Origin of the sequence: Pseudaestuariivita atlantica (assembly GCF_001205715.1) — a bacterium.
In the GTDB taxonomy this organism is placed as follows: Bacteria; Pseudomonadota; Alphaproteobacteria; order Rhodobacterales; family Rhodobacteraceae; genus Pseudaestuariivita; species Pseudaestuariivita atlantica.
Map to the genome: position 1 here is coordinate 507833 of NZ_AQQZ01000002.1, position 16620 is coordinate 524452.

The window sequence follows — 16620 nt, forward strand, 5'->3', positions numbered from 1 at the left end:
GACTTCTCTTTCCTCGGCAGTGCCGCGTGGCGGGTGTCAGACATGGGCGACCTCCATGTCATGCGCCCCGCCGAGCATCAGCCCGACCTCTTCCAGCGTGAGGCCCGCGGCGGGCCGCAGGGGCGACAGCCGGCCCCCGTTCAGGGCACCGAAGCGGTGGCTGATCTCCATCAACTCATCAAGATCCTGGCTGATGACGATCACGCCCGCCCCGTCGGCGGCGAGGTCGATCAGCGCCTGGCGGATCGCGGCGGCGGCGGCGGCATCGACGCCCCATGTCGGCTGGTTCACGACCAGCACGCGGGGGCGTTGCAGCACCTCTCTCCCGATCACGAATTTCTGCAGGTTGCCGCCCGACAGGGAGCGCGCCGCGCTAGACGCGCCGGGGGTGCGCACGTCAAAGGCGGTGATCACCCGCTCGGCGAAGTCGCGCGCGCGCCGCCAGTCGATGAACCCCCGGCGGGCCAGCTTTTCGCGCACGTGGCCGGTCAGGGCGGCGTTCTCGGTCAGGCTCATGTCGGGCGCGGCGGCATGGCCAAGCCGTTCTTCGGGAGCGGCAGAGAGCCCAAGCGCGCGGCGTCCGGTCGGGCCAAGCCGCCCGATCGGCTGGCCGTCGAGCGTGATGGCCGCCGCGTCGCTGCGCGTCTCACCCGACAGCGCGGCCAGCAATTCGTCCTGCCCGTTCCCCGCCACGCCACCGATCCCGATGATCTCGCCCGCGTGCAGCGTCAGCGACACGTCGCGCAGGGGCGTGCCGAATTGCGAGGTGGCGGGCAGGGACAGCGACTGGATGTCGAGCAGGACCTCGCCGCTCCCTTGCGGGCGCGTCTCGGGCGTTTCGAACGCGGCGCCGACCATCATCTCGGCCATCGCGCGGGCGGTGGTGTCGCGCGGGATGCAGGAGCCCACCACCTGCCCGTGACGCAGGATCGTGGCGGCATCGCAGAGCGCGCGGATCTCCTCGAGCTTGTGCGAGATATAGAGGATCGACCGCCCGTCTTCCTTCAGCGCGCGCAGGGTTTCGAACAGGATCTCCACCTCCTGCGGGGTCAGGACCGAGGTCGGTTCGTCCATGATCAGCAGTTGCGGGTCCTGCAGCAGGCAGCGGATGATCTCGACCCGCTGGCGTTCACCGGCCGACAGGTCGCCGACGCGGGAGGCGGGCGACAGGGGCAGGCCATAGCGGTTCGACACTTCCTCGATCCGGTTCGACAGGTCGCGCAGCGGGCCGGCATCCTCCATCCCCAGCGCCACGTTTTCGGCGACGGTCAAGGCGTCGAACAGGGAAAAGTGCTGGAACACCATGGCGATGCCCGCGGCGCGGGCAGCGCGGGGTTCATGCGGGGCGAACGGCTTTCCATTCAGCGTCATGGTGCCGGCATCGGGTTTGACGAGGCCGTAGATCATCTTGACCAGCGTCGACTTGCCGGCGCCGTTTTCGCCCAACAGCGCGTGGATTTCGGCCTTGTCGATGTCGAAGGAGACGTCGTCATTGGCGATCACGCCGGGATAGGCCTTGGTCAGCCCGTGAAGGTTCAGCAATGCGGTCATGCGGCTTGCCCGATTTCCCCAAGTTGCGCGACCACCCCGCGGGCGATCTGTGCCGGGGCCTTGCCCAGCGACTTGTCCCCGATGGGACAGGTGATGGGCGCCGGGTCAAGCCCCATCGCGCGCAGACGCCTGAAAAACCGCGCGCGCTTGGTGTCGGACCCGATCAATCCGATGGACGCGGCCCCGCGCTGCAGAAGCGCGGCGCACAGGGCAAGGTCGATGTCGTGTGAATAGGTAAAGACCAGGTGATGCGCGTGGACGGGCGCGCGCCGTGCCAAGAGCGGCATGTCGGGGGTCGGGATCACGGTCACGTCTCGGCTCACGGATTGCGGGAACCGGTCGGCCGCGCTGTCGACCCACGTTACCTTGCAGGCCTGCAGGTCAAGCGCATGGATCACCGCGCGGCCCACATGACCCGCGCCCCAAAGCCACAGGACCTCCGGATGGGGCCGGTGTGACCTGACCGGATGACCATGGACATGCTGGCTGTCCGTGGCGTGGCGCGTCCGCGTGAATCGCAGCGTGACCGCCCCCCCGCAGCATTGGCCAAGGTCCGGTCCAAGCGGGAATTTCCGCGTCGTGTCGGGCGCGTCCTTCGCCAGCATCTCGCGCGCGATGGCCGTGGCGCGGTATTCCAGCGCGCCGCCGCCGATCGTGCCTTCGAGGGCGTCGGCGGTCACCTTCATCGCCGTGCCCGCATCGCGGGGGGCCGATCCGCGTACGGCGTCGATGACCACCCAGATCGCGCTCATCCCCGTGCCCTTTCCACGGCGGCGAGCACCCGTTCGGGCGTCGCGGGCGCGTCGAGCGCGGGGTAGTTCGGGCCGCAGGCCGCGCAGGCGTCCGACAGCGCGAAGAAGGCCGACATGCCCAGCATGAAGGGCGGCTCTCCCACGGCCTTCGAGCGATAGATCGTCTCTTCCCGGTTGGGTGCGTCCCACAACTCGACATTGAAGACGGAGGGCCGGTCGGACATGGCCGGGATCTTGTAGGTCGACGGCGCGTGGGTCCGCAGGCGCCCGGTATCGTCCCAGACCAGTTCCTCCATCGTCAGCCAGCCCGCGCCCTGCACGTAGCCGCCCTCGATCTGGCCGATATCGAGCGCCGGGTTCAGGGAGGTGCCGCAATCGTGCAGGATGTCGGTACGCAGGATGCGGTTTTCGCCTGTCAGCGTGTCGATCACCACCTCGGTCACCGCCGCGCCGTAGGCGAAGTAGAAAAACGGGCGGCCCTGACCGGCGATCCGGTCCCATGCCAGTTTCGGCGTCTTGTAGAACCCCGTGGCCGACAGCGAGACGCGGGCCTGGTAGGCGGCCTGCGCCGCCTCGGCAAAGGTCAGCGTGTCCTGCCCGACATGGACATGGCCGTCCTCGAACCGGACGTCCTCGGCCCGGCAGCGGTTTTCAGACACGACATCGGCGATGCGGGAGCGCAGGGTGATGCAGGCATCGCGCACCGCCATCCCGTTCAGGTCCGACCCCGAGGAGGCGGCGGTGGCCGAGGTGTTGGGCACCTTGCCGGTATCGGTCGCGGTGATGCGCACGGCGTCCAGCGGCACGCCCAGTTCGCGCGCCGCGACCTGCGCGACCTTCTGGAACAGGCCCTGGCCCATCTCGGTCCCGCCGTGGTTCAGGTGGACCGAGCCGTCGGCATAGACATGCACCAGCGCGCCCGCCTGGTTGAGGTGGGTCAGCGTGAAGGAGATGCCGAACTTGACAGGCGTCAGCGCGATCCCGCGCTTCAGGATGTCGTTGTCGGCGTTCCAGCGGGCCACGGCCGCTCGTCGCGCCGGCAAGCCCGCGCGCCTCGCAAGGTCGGGCATCATGTCGTGCAGCAGGAAATCCTCGACCTGCTGGCCGTAGGGCGTCGTGTCGCGGGCGGTCTCGGGCCCCTTGGGCGAGTGCTTGCCACCAAAGCGTTTGGCAGTGCCGGGGCCGGAGGGCGCGGAGGCATAGAAGTTCCGCGCGCGCACCTCGGTTGGGTCGAGGCCCAGCGTGTGGGCGACCTCGTCCATCACCCGTTCGATCCCCATCATGCCTTGCGGGCCACCGAAGCCGCGGAAGGCGGTGGCGCTTTGCGTGTTGGTGCGCAGCCGGTGCGAGGTGATGCGCACGTTCGGCAGGAAGTACGCGTTGTCGGCATGCAGCATCGCGCGGTCGGCCACGGGAAGCGACAGGTCCTGCGCCCAGCCGCAGCGGAACAGGTGTTCGAACGTGATGCCAGTGATCCGGCCCTCGCCGTCGAACCCGGCGGCATAGCGGATCTTCAGGTCGTGCCGCTTGCCGGTGATGACCATGTCGTCGTCGCGGTCGTACCGCATCTTGCAGGGGCGACCCGTCAGGTGCGCCGCGACCGCGCAGGCGACGGCGAGCGCATTGCCCTGGCTTTCCTTGCCGCCGAACCCGCCGCCCATCCGGCGCGTCTCCACCCGGACGGCGTGCATCGGGCGGCCGATCGCGTCGGCGACCTTGTGCTGGATTTCGGTTGGATGCTGGGTGGAGGACAGGATGTGCATGTCCCCCGCTTCCTGAGGCAGGGCGGCGGCGGCTTGGCCTTCGAGGTAGAAATGTTCCTGTCCGCCGATTTCGATCTCGCCCGTGATGGTGTGCGGCGCGCTTGCCAGCGCGGCATCGGCGTCGCCACGGGCATAGATGCGCGGTCCTTCCTCGAACCGGCTGTCGGCGGCGAGGGCGTCTTCGACCGTCAGGAGGGCGGGCTTGGTGGCATAACCCACCTGTCCAAGCCGCGCGGCGGCGCGCGCGGCGAGGTGCGAGGTGGCCACGACGAGGAAGACGGGCTGGCCGACGTAATGCACGGAGCCGGTCGCCAGAAGCGGTTCGTCCCCCGATCCGGGCGAGACGTCGGAGGCGTGCGGCAGGTCGTCTGCCGTCATCACCGCCACGACACCCGGTGCGGCGCGCACGGCATCGAGGTCGAGCGCGGTCAGATCGGCATGCGCCTCCTGCGACAGGCCGAAGGCGAGGTGCAGCGTGCCCGCGGGCAGCGGCTGATCATCGACATACCGCGCGGCGCCGGTGACGTGCAGGGCGGCGGCGTCATGCGGCAGGGCGCGACCGGCGGTCATGGGGCGACCTCGGCAATCCGGGTGCGCGCGCCCGAATGTTCGGCGAAGTGGCGGAGCAGCATGTTTTGCGCGGTTTTCAGGCGGTAGTCGGCCGAGGCGCGCATGTCGCTGAGGGGGGTGAAATCCTCGGCAAAGGCGGGGAGGGCGGCGGTCACCGTCGCTTCGGTGTAGGGTTGGCCGGTCAGGCACGCCTCGACGGCGCGGGCGCGTTTCGGGGTGCCTGCCATCCCGCCAAAGGCGATCCGCGCGCGGGTGACCGTGCCATCCTCGACCACCAGGTTGAACGCGCCGCAGACGGCAGAGATGTCCTGATCGCGGCGTTTGGACAGCTTGTAGCAGCGCAGCGTCGCGGGCTGGCGCGGCAGCGTGACGGCCTCGACGAATTCGCCCGCGCGGCGGTCCTGCTTGCGGTAGTCGAGGAAGAAGTCTTCAAGCGGCATCTCCCGCCGCGTGTCGCCCTGCCGAAGGTGCAGGGTGGCGCCAAGCGCGATCAGCGCCGGGGGCGCGTCCCCGATGGGAGAGCCGTTGGCGATATTGCCGCCGATGGTCGCAGCGTTGCGCACCTGCGTGGAGCCGAACCGCCGCAGTAATTCCGCGAGGTCGGGCTGGTGGTCGCGCAGGGCGATCATCAGGCGCTCGATCGTGACCATGGCCCCGACGCGGATCGTGGTGTCGGTAACCTCGATCTCCTTGAGGTCGGCGCAGGCGGCAAGGAAAATCGGGTCCGACAGTGTGGTGAGGTCCTTGGTGACCCACAGCCCCACATCCGTCGCCCCGGCGATCAGCGTGGCGTCGGGCGTCTGCTCCAGCAAGCGGGCGAGGTCGTCCGAAGATCGCGGCATCCGGTCGGATGCCACGGGATCGGGCAGCGTGCCGGTGTCGAGCCAGTCGGGCACGGGCGCGGACCGGGCAGCTTCGGCGGCACGCGCAATGGGGGCGTATCCGGTGCAGCGGCACAGGTTACCGGCCAGCGTGGTGTCGTCGTCGGCGTCGCCGGTGCGATGCGCCGTCGCCATCGACACGACGAACCCCGGCGTGCAGAACCCGCATTGCGACCCGTGGTGATCCACCATCGCCTGTTGCACCGGATGCGGCGTGCCGTCGGGCGCGGCAAGGCCTTCGACGGTGGTGACCGACATTCCGTCCAGTTGCGGCAGGAACAGGATGCAGGCGTTCAGGGCGCGGGGTCCGTCGCGGTCGCGCACCATGACGGTACAGGCCCCGCAATCGCCCTCGTTGCACCCTTCCTTGGTGCCGGTCAGCCCGCGTTTCTCGCGGAGGTGATCCAGCAACGTCTCGGTCGGGGCGGGGTCGCGCAGGGTGACGGTCTCTCCGTTCAGAAGAAACGTGATGTCCATGCGAATGGCCGGCCGCGTTACCGATGTGGCCCGTGTGGCGCGCGCCTCGATGCGGCGTAGAGGCGGCGCGGGATCGGTCCCAAGGCTAGGCGCGGCTGAAAGTCGTTGGCAAGCGGAAAATGCCGGAAGCGGCGCGCGGGCCGCTTCCGGACGGTTGCAGGGATCAGGATTTGGCCAGTCGCGTCAGGCGGTCGATGGCCCCCGCCCAGCCCGCTTCGTGTTCCGAGATGGGGGCCTCGTCGTCGAGCGACGTGATCGCGACATCGATGGTCAGGTCGGTGCCCGTACCGGTCGCCGTGAGCAGGTAGGTCACCAGCGACACGCTACCCGACATGCCGCCGAAATTGAGCGTTTCGGTAAAGCAGGCCGACGCCGGGGCGTTCAGGTGGTACCAGCGCGTGTCGACCGTATACATCGGCTCGTCAGCAGGGCCGCAGCGGTGATGCTCGTGCCCACCTTCGCGCAGGTCGATCTTCTCGGCGACAAGCGTGTGATCCTCATCAGGCGTAGACCATTTCTCCCGCTCCTTGGCATCGGTGACGAGGTGCCACAGGCGGTCGGGAGACAGGTTGAAAGAGCGTTCAAAGCGCAGCGTTCCGGTTGTGATGGTCATGGGAAGAACTCCTTGGGTGTGAATGGGGGACGGGAAAGGTCAGGATACGTCCGGCGGCAACCGGTCCGCGAGGTGGGACAGCCGGTCGAGCCGCCCTTCCCAGACGCGGCGCTGGCGGGCGAGCCAGTCCTCGGCCACGGCAAGCGGGGCGGCCTCGATATGCACGGTGCGCACGCGGCCGCGTTTCTCGGACCGGACGAGGCCCGCGTCTTCGAGCTTGCGTAGGTGCTTGAGAAAGGTGGGCAGAGCGATGTCGTGCGGGGCGTGCAGTTCGCTGACGGGGGCTGGCCCCTGCGTCAGGCGTTCGATCACGGCGCGGCGGGTCGGGTCGGCCATGGCGCCGAAGAAGCTGTCAAGTTGGTTATCCATGTGGCTAAGTATTGCTATATGCCTGCTAGTGTCAAGAAACTTAGTCAAATGGCTATATAATGGATGTTGCGCGGACGGTTTGCGCCACCGCCAGCAACCCTCACCGCAGGGACGCGTGCCCGACTGTCCCGCGACCTTGCACCGCCTTTCCTGCTTTTCGCCTCGCCCGGCCCCACATATGGTGTCGGCATGAGCAGCGACCCCCGATTCATCCACCTCCGCGTCCATTCCGAATACTCGCTTCTGGAAGGGGCCGTCCGCGTCAAGAAACTGCCCGGCCTCGCGGCGGAAATGGGCCTGCCCGCGATTGCCCTGACCGACACCAACAACCTGTTCGCGGCGCTCGAATTCTCGGTCGGTGCGCAGGGGGCGGGCGTGCAGCCGATCGTGGGCTGCCAGATCGACCTGTCCTATGACCAGGCCGGGCTGGGGGAGACGGCCAAGCCGCCCGCGCCCCTCGTTCTCCTGGCGCAGAACGAGGCCGGGTATGCGAGCCTGATGAAACTCAACTCCTGTCTCTACCTGCGCAAGGACGGAACGCTGCCGCATGTCACGCGGGACGAGATCGCGCAGAACGCGACCGGCCTGATCTGCCTGACCGGCGGGCCGGACGGCCCGGTGGGGCGCCTGCTGCAGCACGGCCAGCACCCGGCGGCCGAAGCGCTGATGCGCTGGCTGGCGGAGGTGTTCGGGGATCGCCTGTATGTCGAGTTGCAGCGCCATCCGGGCGAGGATGGCAGCCCGCCCGAGGCGGAACGCCTGACCGAACGCGGCTTTGTCGAGATGGCCTACGCGATGGACCTGCCGCTGGTCGCCACGAACGACGTCTACTTCCCGAAGGAAGAGATGTACGAGGCGCATGACGCCCTGATCTGCATCGCCGACGGCGCCTATGTCGACCAGCAGGAACCGCGCCGCCGCCTGACGCCCCAGCATTACCTCAAGTCGCCGCAGGAAATGGCCGTGCTGTTCGCCGACCTGCCCGAGGCGCTTGAGAACACGGTGGAAATCGCCCGCCGTTGCGCCTTTGCCGCCTATCGCCGCGATCCGATCCTGCCGAAATTCGCCGATGACGAGGTCGACGAACTGCGCCGGCAGGCCGAGCAGGGGTTGAAGGACAGGTTGGCGGTGATCCCCCATGCCGCGCCGGTCGACGAATATGAAAAGCGGCTCGATTTCGAGCTTGGCATTATCGAGGGGATGGGGTTCCCCGGCTACTTCCTGATCGTTGCCGACTTCATCAAGTGGGCGAAGGAAAAGGACATTCCGGTCGGGCCGGGGCGTGGCTCGGGCGCGGGGTCGCTGGTGGCCTATGCGCTGACGATCACCGACCTCGATCCCCTGCGCTATTCGCTGCTGTTCGAACGGTTCCTGAACCCCGAACGGGTCTCGATGCCCGACTTCGACATCGACTTCTGCATGGATCGCCGCGAGGAGGTGATCCAGTACGTGCAGGAGAAATACGGCCACGACCGCGTGGCCCAGATCATCACCTTCGGCGCGCTTCTGTCGAAGGCCGCGGTGCGCGACGTGGGCCGCGTGCTGCAAATGCCGTACGGGCAGGTGGACCGCCTGTCCAAGATGATCCCGGTCGAGGGTGTGAAGCCCGTCAGCATCGAGAAGGCGCTGAAGGACGAACCGCGCCTCGCCGAGGAAGCCAAGACCGAGGAAGTGGTGAACCGCCTTCTCACCTATGGCCAGCAGGTCGAGGGGCTGCTCAGGAACGCCTCTACCCACGCGGCGGGCGTGGTGATCGCCGACCGGCCCACGGACGAGCTTGTCCCGCTTTACCGCGATCCCCGGTCGGACATGCCCGCGACCCAGTTCAACATGAAATGGGTCGAACAGGCGGGGCTGGTGAAGTTCGACTTCCTCGGCCTGAAGACGCTGACGGTAATCCAGAACGCCGTCGACCTGATCCTGAAATCAGGCCGCTCCCTGCACATCGCCGCCGACGGCACCGAGCTTTACACGCCCGAACCGGGCACCGAGAACGAGATCAACGCGATCCCGCTCGATGACGAGGCCTCGTACCGCCTTTACGCGGCGGCCAAGACCGTGGCGGTGTTCCAGGTGGAAAGCTCGGGCATGATGGATGCGCTGAAGCGCATGAAACCCACCTGTATCGAGGACATCGTGGCGCTCGTCGCGCTCTACCGGCCGGGCCCGATGGAGAACATCCCCAAGTATTGCGAGGTCAAGAACGGGCTGTCTCAGCGCGACACGCTGCACCCGCTGGTCGATCACATCCTGGATGAGACGCAGGGCATCATCGTTTACCAGGAACAGGTGATGCAGATCGCGCAGGAGATGGCGGGCTATTCGCTCGGTGGCGCCGACATGCTGCGCCGCGCTATGGGCAAGAAGATCCAGGAAGCGATGGACGCTGAACGCCCCAAATTCCTGAAGGGCGCGGCCGAGAACGGGGTCGACGAGGCCAAGGCGATGGAGGTGTGGAACCTCCTCGACAAGTTCGCCAATTACGGGTTCAACAAGTCTCACGCAGCCGCCTATGCCGTGGTCAGCTACCAGACGGCATGGCTCAAGGCGAACCACCCGGTCGAGTTCATGGCCGGGGTGATGAACTGCGACATCCACCTCACCGACAAGCTGGGCGTCTATTTCGAGGAGGTCCGCAAGGGGCTGGACCTGCCGTGGGCGCCGCCTTGCGTCAATCGCAGCGAGGCGTCCTTCGACGTGCGGGACGGCACGTTGCACTATGCCCTGGGCGCGCTCAAGAACGTCGGCGTCGAAGCGATGCGCCTGATCACCGAGGCGCGCCGGGGCGAGGCGGGCACGCAAGGGCCCGACGAGCGGCCCTTCACCACGCTTTACGATTTCGCGCGCCGGGTCGATCTGAAACGCGTGGGCAAGCGCCCGCTGGAAATGCTGGCCCGCGCGGGCGCGTTCGACGAACTGGATCGCAACCGTGCGCGCGTGTTCCAGTCGCTCGACGCGCTGGTGGCCTATTCGGCCGCCGTGCATGACCAGAAGTCCTCGAACCAGGTCTCGTTGTTCGGCGAGGCGGGTGACGACCTGCCAGAACCCCGCCTTGCGCCGGTGGATGACTGGCTGCCCGCCGAACGGCTGGGAGAGGAGTTCAAGGCGGTGGGGTTCTACCTGACGGGTCATCCGCTTGACGATTACCTTGGGCCGCTGAAACGCAAGGGCGTGCTGACCCTTGACGATGTCCGGGCCAAGGCCCCCTGCGTGGCCAAGATCGCAGGTGTGGTGGCCGGGCGGCAGGAGCGCAAGTCGGCGCGCGGCAACCGGTTTGCCTTTGCCCAGTTGAGCGACCCGACCGGGGCATACGAGGTCACGCTGTTCTCGGACACGCTGGAGGTCGCGCGGGAGCATCTCGAGACCGGGTCGAAGGTCGTGGTGCAGGTCGAGGCGACACTGGAAGCCGACCAGCTTAAGCTTCTGGGCCGGTCCGTGGCACCCATCGACACGGTTGCAGGGGCCGAGGACGGGGGCGGATTGAAGGTGTTCGTCGATGACGCCGGAGCGGTGCCGCTGGTCGCGCGCATCCTCGAGGACGCGGCAAAGGCCGCGCGGTCCGCCGGGCGCGGCCCGGTTGTCCTGTGCCTGCTCGATCCCGGCCTTCCCGGCGAGGTGGAGCTTGATCTAGGTGAAGGTTTCGCGGTCAACCCGCAGATCAAGGGCGCGGTCAAAAGCCTGTCGGGCGTGGTGATGGTCGAGGACCTCTGATCGCGGCATTCCGCCCGGCGGGGGCCGGTCGGCGGACCGCCTCTGGACGTTGCCGCCGCCGCTCCTGTATCAGCGCGGGGTGACATGGTGTTCGCCGGTCCGGCGCGCGCCTTTTGGGGAGGAATGTCGCGTTGCGTGCATGGCTGTTGATGCTGTCCTGTCTGGCCGTCACGGCCTGCTCCGATCCCTTGCGGAACGTGGAGCGGCTGGAAGACGTGCCGCTGGTCGCACCCGATGCGGGTGCCGCCGACACCGGCGCGGCACTTCCCACCACCGCGCAGGTCAGCGCCGAACCGCAGGAACTCAACCGCCGTCCGGGCCTTCTGGGCCTTTTCAAGCGCTCGGGCGATGCCGAGGCAGCGGCGGAGACAGCAGCCTCCGGGACGGGTGCACCATCGGAGGCCGATCCGGCAGATGCCCCGCAAGCGGAGGCGGCACCGGCTTCGGACGCAACCGTGGACGCCGTGGTGGCGGATGTGGCCGAGGTTGAAGAAACCGCGAAACCGAGGCGTGGCCTTCTCGGTGGGTTTCTCCAGCGTGCGCGGTCAGCCTCGGCACGAGCCGAGGCCGTGGAAGAGGAGAAGCGGGACGCCGTTGAGCCGGCAGGTGAAGAGGTTGCGGCCTTGGCGCCGGACAGTGTCGCGGCACCCGAAACTGACACCGAAGAGGCCGCACCGCGCCGCCGGGGACTGTTCGGTCAGCTTTCAGCCGCGCGCGGGCCCCGCATCGACCCGGACGCGCCCGATGCCCGCGTCGTCCCCTACGGCACCCCCGTCAATTTCGGAGAGGTCGTGCGCGTGTGCGACGTGCCGCGCAATGGCTTGGGCAAGGAGATCGCGCGGTATCCCGAAAAGCGCCCGACCTATCGCCTGTACGATTCCAAGCCGAAACAGACGGGTCTGCGCACGCATTACCTCACCGGTTTCAAGGATGGCTGTGCACGCCAGTTCACCGCCGCGCTCGCGCTGTTCGGCGAGGCCGCGTTGCACGAGCAGTTGCGCTATGGCCTGCCCAGCAAGGTCCAGCCGTATTCGGCCACCGACGAGGCCTATGAGACGGTGAAGGGCCGCGTCTGCCGCGCGGCCAAGGGCAAGCCCTGCGGCGCCAAGATCGAAAAGCTGGCGCAAACGACCGTGTTCGTGTCGACCTATGAACGCTACGAGGGGTCGGCCTCGTGGGCGAACATCCTGCTGCACGACGGCACGGTGGTCGAGAAGGACAAGGTCGGTAACTGACCGCCGGACGCGCCGTCAGTAATGCGGCGGGCGTTCGTCGCCCACGATAACGGCCGCGCCCTCGGCTTCCTCGCGCTCTGCCTCGCGCCGCATCAGCAGTGCCACGCGGCGTTCCAGCTGGTCGATGGATTGGGACTGCCGCGCCACCACGTCCGACAATTCCTCTGCCAGCCGCTCCAGATGTGCCAGGCGTTCCTGTGTTGGGTCGATGTCGCTCATGCCGCTACCTTGCCGGATGGGCGCGCGAAGGCAAGCCCCGTCCTTGCCCCCCGCGCGCGGGGCCGCTACACGGGCCGCGCGAAACGAGGCAAAGGGCACGCGCCATGGCCAAGGTCAAGAAAACCCCGCGCCCAAGGGCCGAAACGCCCAAGGGCTTCCGCGATTATTTCGGCACCGACGTGGCCGAACGCAGCGCGATGCTGGCCACCATCGCCGAGGTTTACCATCGCTACGGGTTCGACGCGCTAGAAACCAGCGCGGTGGAGACGGTCGAGGCGCTGGGCAAGTTCCTGCCCGACGTCGACCGCCCGAACGAGGGCGTTTTCGCGTGGGAACTGGATGACAGCGGCTGGGTCGCCCTGCGTTACGATCTGACGGCCCCGCTGGCCCGCGTCTATGCCCAGCACCGCAACGACCTGCCGACGCCCTACCGCCGCTACGCGATGGGGCCGGTCTGGCGCAATGAAAAGCCGGGGCCGGGGCGGTTTCGCCAGTTCTATCAATGTGATGCGGACACCGTGGGCGCACCGTCCGTCGCGGCGGATGCCGAGATCTGCGCGATGCTCAGCGACACGCTCGAAGCCGTGGGGATCGACCGGGGCGATTACGTCGTGCGGGTGAACAACCGCAAGGTCCTGAACGGCGTGATGGAGGTTGCGGGCCTTGCGGGCGACGAAAAGGAGGCCGAACGCGGCATCGTCCTGCGCGCCATCGACAAGCTCGACCGCCTCGGCCCGGACGGCGTGCGGGCGCTGCTGGGTGAAGGGCGCAAGGACGACAGCGGCGATTTCACCGAAGGTGCGGGTCTTGCGCGCGAGCAGGCCGATGTCGTCATGGGTTTCATGGAAGCCGGGCGCGACACGGGTGCCGAAACGGTGGCCGCGCTGCGCGCACTGGTGGCCGGGTCGGCTGTCGGCACGGCGGGCGTAGACGAGTTGGAAACCATCGCCGCGCTACTCGACGCGCAGGGCTATGGCCCCGACCGCATCGTAATCGACCCGTCGGTCGTGCGTGGCCTCGGTTATTATACCGGCCCGGTGTTCGAGGCGGAGCTGACCTTTGAAATCCTCGACGAAAAAGGCCGCCCGCGGCAGTTCGGCTCGGTCGCGGGCGGTGGGCGGTACGACGACCTCGTGAAGCGCTTCACCGGGCAGGAAGTCCCGGCGACGGGCGTGTCCATCGGTGTCGACCGCCTGCTCGCCGCTCTGCGCATGAAGGGCCGCGTCGCGGGCGCGTCGCATGGCCCGGTGATCGTCACGGTCATGGACCGGGATCGCATGGCCGACTACCAGGCGATGGTGGGCGAGTTGCGGCAGGCCGGCATCCGGGCGGAGGTCTACCTCGGCAATCCCAAGAACTTCGGAAACCAGCTGAAATACGCGGACAAGCGCGGTAGTCCCGTCGCTGTGATCCAGGGCGGGGACGAGGCCGACCGCGACGTCGTCCAGCTGAAGGACCTCATCCTCGGGGCGAAGCTGGCAGAGACGGCGAGCCTTGAGGAGTGGAAGGACCGCCCCTCGCAGGTCGAGGTGCCGCGTGGCGACCTGGTGGCGCAGGTGCGCGAGATGCTCGCGCGGCACGGTGCCGATGGCTGACGCAGGGCAGACGACAGACGACGCGCGTCTGCGGGCGCGTGTCGCCACGCTGATGGGCGCGTTCCGCGATGCGGGCGGGGTCGAGGTTTCAGCCCCCGTCCTGTTGCCTGCCGAGGCGCTGCTGGACCTTTACGGCGAAGACATCCGGGGCCGCGCCTACGTGACGTCGGACGCGTTGCGGGGGGAGCAGATGCTGCGCCCCGATTTCACCGTGCCAGTCGTGCAGCGCCACATGGCCGAAGGGGCCGAACCCGCGCGATATGCCTATGCGGGCCCGGTCTTCCGCAAGCAGGAACAGGACCCGTCCCGCGCCAACGAGTACCCGCAGGTGGGATACGAGGTCTTCGCCCGCAGCGCACCGGCCGAGACGGATGCCGAGGTCTTTGCCCTGATCGCGGCGCAGCTTGACGGGTTGCCGGTGCGCGCGGTGACCGGCGATATCGGCATCCTGATGGCGGCAGTGCGCGGGCTTGAAACAACCGACCGTCGCCGCACCGCGCTGATGCGCCATATCTGGCGGCCGCGCCGCTTCCGCGCGTTGCTGGATCGTTTCGCGGGGCGCACGCCCGTGCCGGCCTCTCGCGCGCGACTTCTGGCCGAGGATCATCCGTGGACCGGTGCGGCACCGCAGATCGGGCTGCGCGGGCGTGCCGAGGTCGAGGCGCGCATTGCCGCCCTGCGGGAAGACGCGGCTGAACCGCCCCTCGCGGCCGAGGCGCTGGCGCTTCTCGACGCGCTGCTGGCGGTGCGGGAGACCTGCGATTTCGCGATCGAGCGGTTGCGGGACCTGTCCGTTGACCTCGTGTCGATCCGGCCTGCCGTGGACCGCCTTGCCGCGCGGCTCGACGCGCTGGACGCGCGGGGTTTTGCGCCCGGTTCGCTGGAGTTCGAGGCGAATTACGGGCGCACGTCGATGGAATACTACGACGGGTTCGTCTTCGGTTTCTACGCCACCCGGCGCCCGGACTGGCCGCCGGTGGCCACTGGCGGGCGGTACGATGCGCTGACCGAACGGCTGGGGCAGGGCGCAGGCGCGATCCCCGCCGTGGGCGGCGTCGTGCGGCCCGACCTCGTTGTCGCACTGGACGGGGCGGGCACATGATCAAGCTGGGCGTGCCGTCCAAGGGACGGCTGATGGAGAAGACATTCGACTGGTTCGCGCGGCGCGGCGTGACGCTCGCGCGGTCGGGATCGGACCGGGAATATGCCGCGACCGTGTCGGGCGCGGAGGGCGTGTCGCTTGTCCTTTTGTCGGCCGGAGAGATCCCGCGTGAACTGGCGGCCGGGCGCTTGCACCTCGGGGTCACGGGCACCGACCTTGTGCATGAGCGCCTGCCGCTCTGGACCGACGTGGTCACGCCGCTGGCCGAGATGGGGTTCGGACATGCCGACCTCGTGCTGGCCGTTCCCGCCTGCTGGATCGACGTGGACACGCTTGACGATCTGGACGCGGCGGCGGCGGCCTTCCGCGCCGAACATGGCCACCGCCTGCGTGTGGCGACCAAGTATCACCGGTTGGTGCGCGGGTTCCTGCGGGATGCGGGCGTGGCCGATTACGCCATCGTCGACAGCCAGGGCGCAACCGAGGGCACGGTGGCCAACCTCACCGCCGAGATGATCGCCGACATCACCTCTACCGGCGAGACGCTGCGCGCCAACCACCTCAAGATCCTGTCGGACGGGTTGGTGCTGAAAAGCCAGGCGACGCTTTGGAAAAGCCGCGTGGCCAACCTGACGAAGAACGACCGCGCGGCGCTGGCCGCTCTGGTCGCGCAGCTGGGTCTCGATTGACGGGCGACCCGGCGCTCAACGCGCCGGGGGGACCATTCCGATGATGTCGTAGGTCTGTTTCAGGATCGGTGCCGCGATGGTGCGGGCGCGGTCGGCCCCGTCCGTCAGGATGCGGTCGATCTCGTCCGGGGCGTCCATCAGTTCGGCCATGCGGGTCGAAATCGGCGCCATGTGGTCAACGGCCAGGTCCGCGAGCATCGGTTTGAATTCCGAAAACTGCTTGCCGCCCACCTCGCGCAGCACCGTGGCCGCGTCGGATCCCGACAGGGCCGCGTAGATGTTGACGAGGTTCCGCGCCTCGGGCCGGTCCTCAAGACCGTCGAGTTCCGAGGGCAGCGCGTCGGGATCGGTCCGTGCCTTGCGGATCTTGGTCGCGATCGCGTCCGCGTCGTCGGTCATGTTGATGCGGCTCATGTCCGAGGGGTCGGATTTCGACATCTTCTTGGACCCGTCGCGCAGGGACATGATGCGCGTCGCCACGCCTTCGATCACCGGCTCGGTCACGGGAAAGAAATCGACCCCGTAATCGTTGTTGAACTTGATCGCGATGTCGCGCGTCAGCTCGATATGCTGTTTCTGGTCCTCGCCCACGGGTACGTGGGTCGCGTGGTAGATCAGGATGTCGGCCGCCATCAGCGACGGGTAGGCGAACAGCCCCAGCGATGCGTTCTGCTGGTTCTTGCCCGCCTTGTCCTTCCATTGCGTCATGCGCTGCATCCAGCCCATGCGCGCGACGCAGTTGAACACCCAGCCAAGCTGCGCATGTTCGGGCACCTGGCTTTGGTTGAAGAGCATGGATTTCGCCGGGTCGAGGCCCGCGGCGATGTACCCGGCAGCCAGTTCGCGCGTGTTGTGGCGCAGCGCCTCGGGGTCCTGCCAGACGGTGATCGCGTGCAGATCGACCATGCAGTAGAGCGTTTCGATGCCGCTGTCCTGCATCTCGACGAACCGCTTGATCGCGCCAAGGTAGTTGCCCAGCGTCAGGCCACCAGACGGCTGGATGCCGGAAAAGACGCGCGGTGTGTGGGTTGTCTCGGTCATGAGACAAATCTCCATCTGGTCAACGGGGTGCGGCTGCCTTACCCATGGCATC

The 16620-nt window shown here is 67.9% G+C and carries 13 protein-coding genes; 5 read left to right on the forward strand and 8 right to left on the reverse strand.

The genetic code is table 11. The features are described from left to right. Positions 1-36: 36 nt before the first annotated feature. From ATO11_RS06000 to ATO11_RS06025, 6 genes are all read right to left on the reverse strand, one after another. Entirely contained in the window at positions 37-1551 is a 1515-nt protein-coding gene (locus tag ATO11_RS06000; protein ID WP_050529910.1) for an ABC transporter ATP-binding protein, read from the reverse strand. Beyond that, positions 1548-2303, reverse strand: a complete 756-nt coding sequence (xdhC, locus tag ATO11_RS06005) for a xanthine dehydrogenase accessory protein XdhC (RefSeq protein WP_050529911.1) — start codon at positions 2301-2303, stop codon at positions 1548-1550. The genes ATO11_RS06000 and xdhC overlap by 4 nt, the downstream gene beginning before the upstream one ends. After that, on the reverse strand, positions 2300-4636 hold the full coding sequence (xdhB, locus tag ATO11_RS06010; protein ID WP_050529912.1) for a xanthine dehydrogenase molybdopterin binding subunit: 2337 nt from the start codon (positions 4634-4636) through the stop codon (positions 2300-2302). The genes xdhC and xdhB overlap by 4 nt, the downstream gene beginning before the upstream one ends. Next, positions 4633-5994: a xanthine dehydrogenase small subunit gene (locus ATO11_RS06015; RefSeq protein ID WP_050529913.1), complete on the reverse strand. Its 1362-nt coding sequence runs from the start codon at positions 5992-5994 to the stop codon at positions 4633-4635. The genes xdhB and ATO11_RS06015 overlap by 4 nt, the downstream gene beginning before the upstream one ends. A 163-nt stretch (positions 5995-6157) precedes the next feature. Then, a complete protein-coding gene (locus ATO11_RS06020) occupies positions 6158-6607 on the reverse strand; it encodes an SRPBCC domain-containing protein (protein ID WP_050529914.1) in 450 nt (149 codons plus the stop codon). A gap of 39 nt (positions 6608-6646) precedes the next feature. Next, positions 6647-6976: an ArsR/SmtB family transcription factor gene (locus ATO11_RS06025; RefSeq protein WP_050529915.1), complete on the reverse strand. Its 330-nt coding sequence runs from the start codon at positions 6974-6976 to the stop codon at positions 6647-6649. Positions 6977-7165: 189 nt separating this feature from the next. On the opposite strand from ATO11_RS06025, the gene dnaE reads away from it, so the two are divergent. Together dnaE and ATO11_RS06035 are read left to right on the forward strand one after the other, a co-directional pair. Beyond that, positions 7166-10687: a DNA polymerase III subunit alpha gene (gene dnaE, locus ATO11_RS06030; RefSeq protein WP_050529916.1), complete on the forward strand. Its 3522-nt coding sequence runs from the start codon at positions 7166-7168 to the stop codon at positions 10685-10687. Positions 10688-10836: 149 nt separating this feature from the next. Next, a complete protein-coding gene (locus ATO11_RS06035) occupies positions 10837-11922 on the forward strand; it encodes a hypothetical protein (protein ID WP_050529917.1) in 1086 nt (361 codons plus the stop codon). 15 nt (positions 11923-11937) lie between these two features. Here the strand turns inward: ATO11_RS06035 and ATO11_RS06040 are convergent, their stop codons facing one another. Continuing rightward, entirely contained in the window at positions 11938-12141 is a 204-nt protein-coding gene (locus ATO11_RS06040; RefSeq protein WP_050529918.1) for a SlyX family protein, read from the reverse strand. Positions 12142-12245: 104 nt separating this feature from the next. On the opposite strand from ATO11_RS06040, the gene hisS reads away from it, so the two are divergent. Genes hisS through hisG form a run of 3 tightly spaced genes read left to right on the forward strand, consistent with a single transcriptional unit; the run spans position 12246 to position 15527 of the window. Continuing rightward, a complete protein-coding gene (gene hisS, locus ATO11_RS06045; RefSeq protein ID WP_050529919.1) occupies positions 12246-13736 on the forward strand; it encodes a histidine--tRNA ligase in 1491 nt (496 codons plus the stop codon). Beyond that, positions 13729-14838 carry an ATP phosphoribosyltransferase regulatory subunit gene (locus tag ATO11_RS06050; RefSeq protein ID WP_050529920.1) on the forward strand — a complete coding sequence of 370 codons (1110 nt, stop codon included), beginning with the start codon at positions 13729-13731 and terminating at the stop codon, positions 14836-14838. Before hisS ends, ATO11_RS06050 begins: the two co-directional genes overlap by 8 nt. Next, the gene (gene hisG, locus ATO11_RS06055; protein WP_050529921.1) at positions 14835-15527 is read left to right on the forward strand and encodes an ATP phosphoribosyltransferase; all 693 of its coding nucleotides are present in this window, start codon (positions 14835-14837) and stop codon (positions 15525-15527) included. The genes ATO11_RS06050 and hisG overlap by 4 nt, the downstream gene beginning before the upstream one ends. Before the next feature lie 15 nt (positions 15528-15542). On the opposite strand, the gene trpS is transcribed toward hisG, so the two are convergent. Next, complete coding sequence (gene trpS / locus ATO11_RS06060) at positions 15543-16568, reverse strand: tryptophan--tRNA ligase (RefSeq protein WP_050529922.1); 1026 nt, start codon at positions 16566-16568, stop codon at positions 15543-15545. Positions 16569-16620: the final 52 nt, after the last annotated feature.

Excerpts from the sequence above, each read along its gene's own strand:
- ATO11_RS06000 (WP_050529910.1), bottom strand. The coding sequence starts at position 1,551 with ATGACCGCATTGCTGAACCTTCACGGGCTGACCAAGGCCTATCCCGGC.
- xdhC (WP_050529911.1), bottom strand. The coding sequence starts at position 2,303 with ATGAGCGCGATCTGGGTGGTCATCGACGCCGTACGCGGATCGGCCCCC.
- xdhB (WP_050529912.1), bottom strand. The coding sequence starts at position 4,636 with ATGACCGCCGGTCGCGCCCTGCCGCATGACGCCGCCGCCCTGCACGTC.
- ATO11_RS06015 (WP_050529913.1), bottom strand. The coding sequence starts at position 5,994 with ATGGACATCACGTTTCTTCTGAACGGAGAGACCGTCACCCTGCGCGAC.
- ATO11_RS06020 (WP_050529914.1), bottom strand. The coding sequence starts at position 6,607 with ATGACCATCACAACCGGAACGCTGCGCTTTGAACGCTCTTTCAACCTG.
- ATO11_RS06025 (WP_050529915.1), bottom strand. The coding sequence starts at position 6,976 with ATGGATAACCAACTTGACAGCTTCTTCGGCGCCATGGCCGACCCGACC.
- dnaE (WP_050529916.1), top strand. The coding sequence starts at position 7,166 with ATGAGCAGCGACCCCCGATTCATCCACCTCCGCGTCCATTCCGAATAC.
- ATO11_RS06035 (WP_050529917.1), top strand. The coding sequence starts at position 10,837 with ATGCTGTCCTGTCTGGCCGTCACGGCCTGCTCCGATCCCTTGCGGAAC.
- ATO11_RS06040 (WP_050529918.1), bottom strand. The coding sequence starts at position 12,141 with ATGAGCGACATCGACCCAACACAGGAACGCCTGGCACATCTGGAGCGG.
- hisS (WP_050529919.1), top strand. The coding sequence starts at position 12,246 with ATGGCCAAGGTCAAGAAAACCCCGCGCCCAAGGGCCGAAACGCCCAAG.
- ATO11_RS06050 (WP_050529920.1), top strand. The coding sequence starts at position 13,729 with ATGGCTGACGCAGGGCAGACGACAGACGACGCGCGTCTGCGGGCGCGT.
- hisG (WP_050529921.1), top strand. The coding sequence starts at position 14,835 with ATGATCAAGCTGGGCGTGCCGTCCAAGGGACGGCTGATGGAGAAGACA.
- trpS (WP_050529922.1), bottom strand. The coding sequence starts at position 16,568 with ATGACCGAGACAACCCACACACCGCGCGTCTTTTCCGGCATCCAGCCG.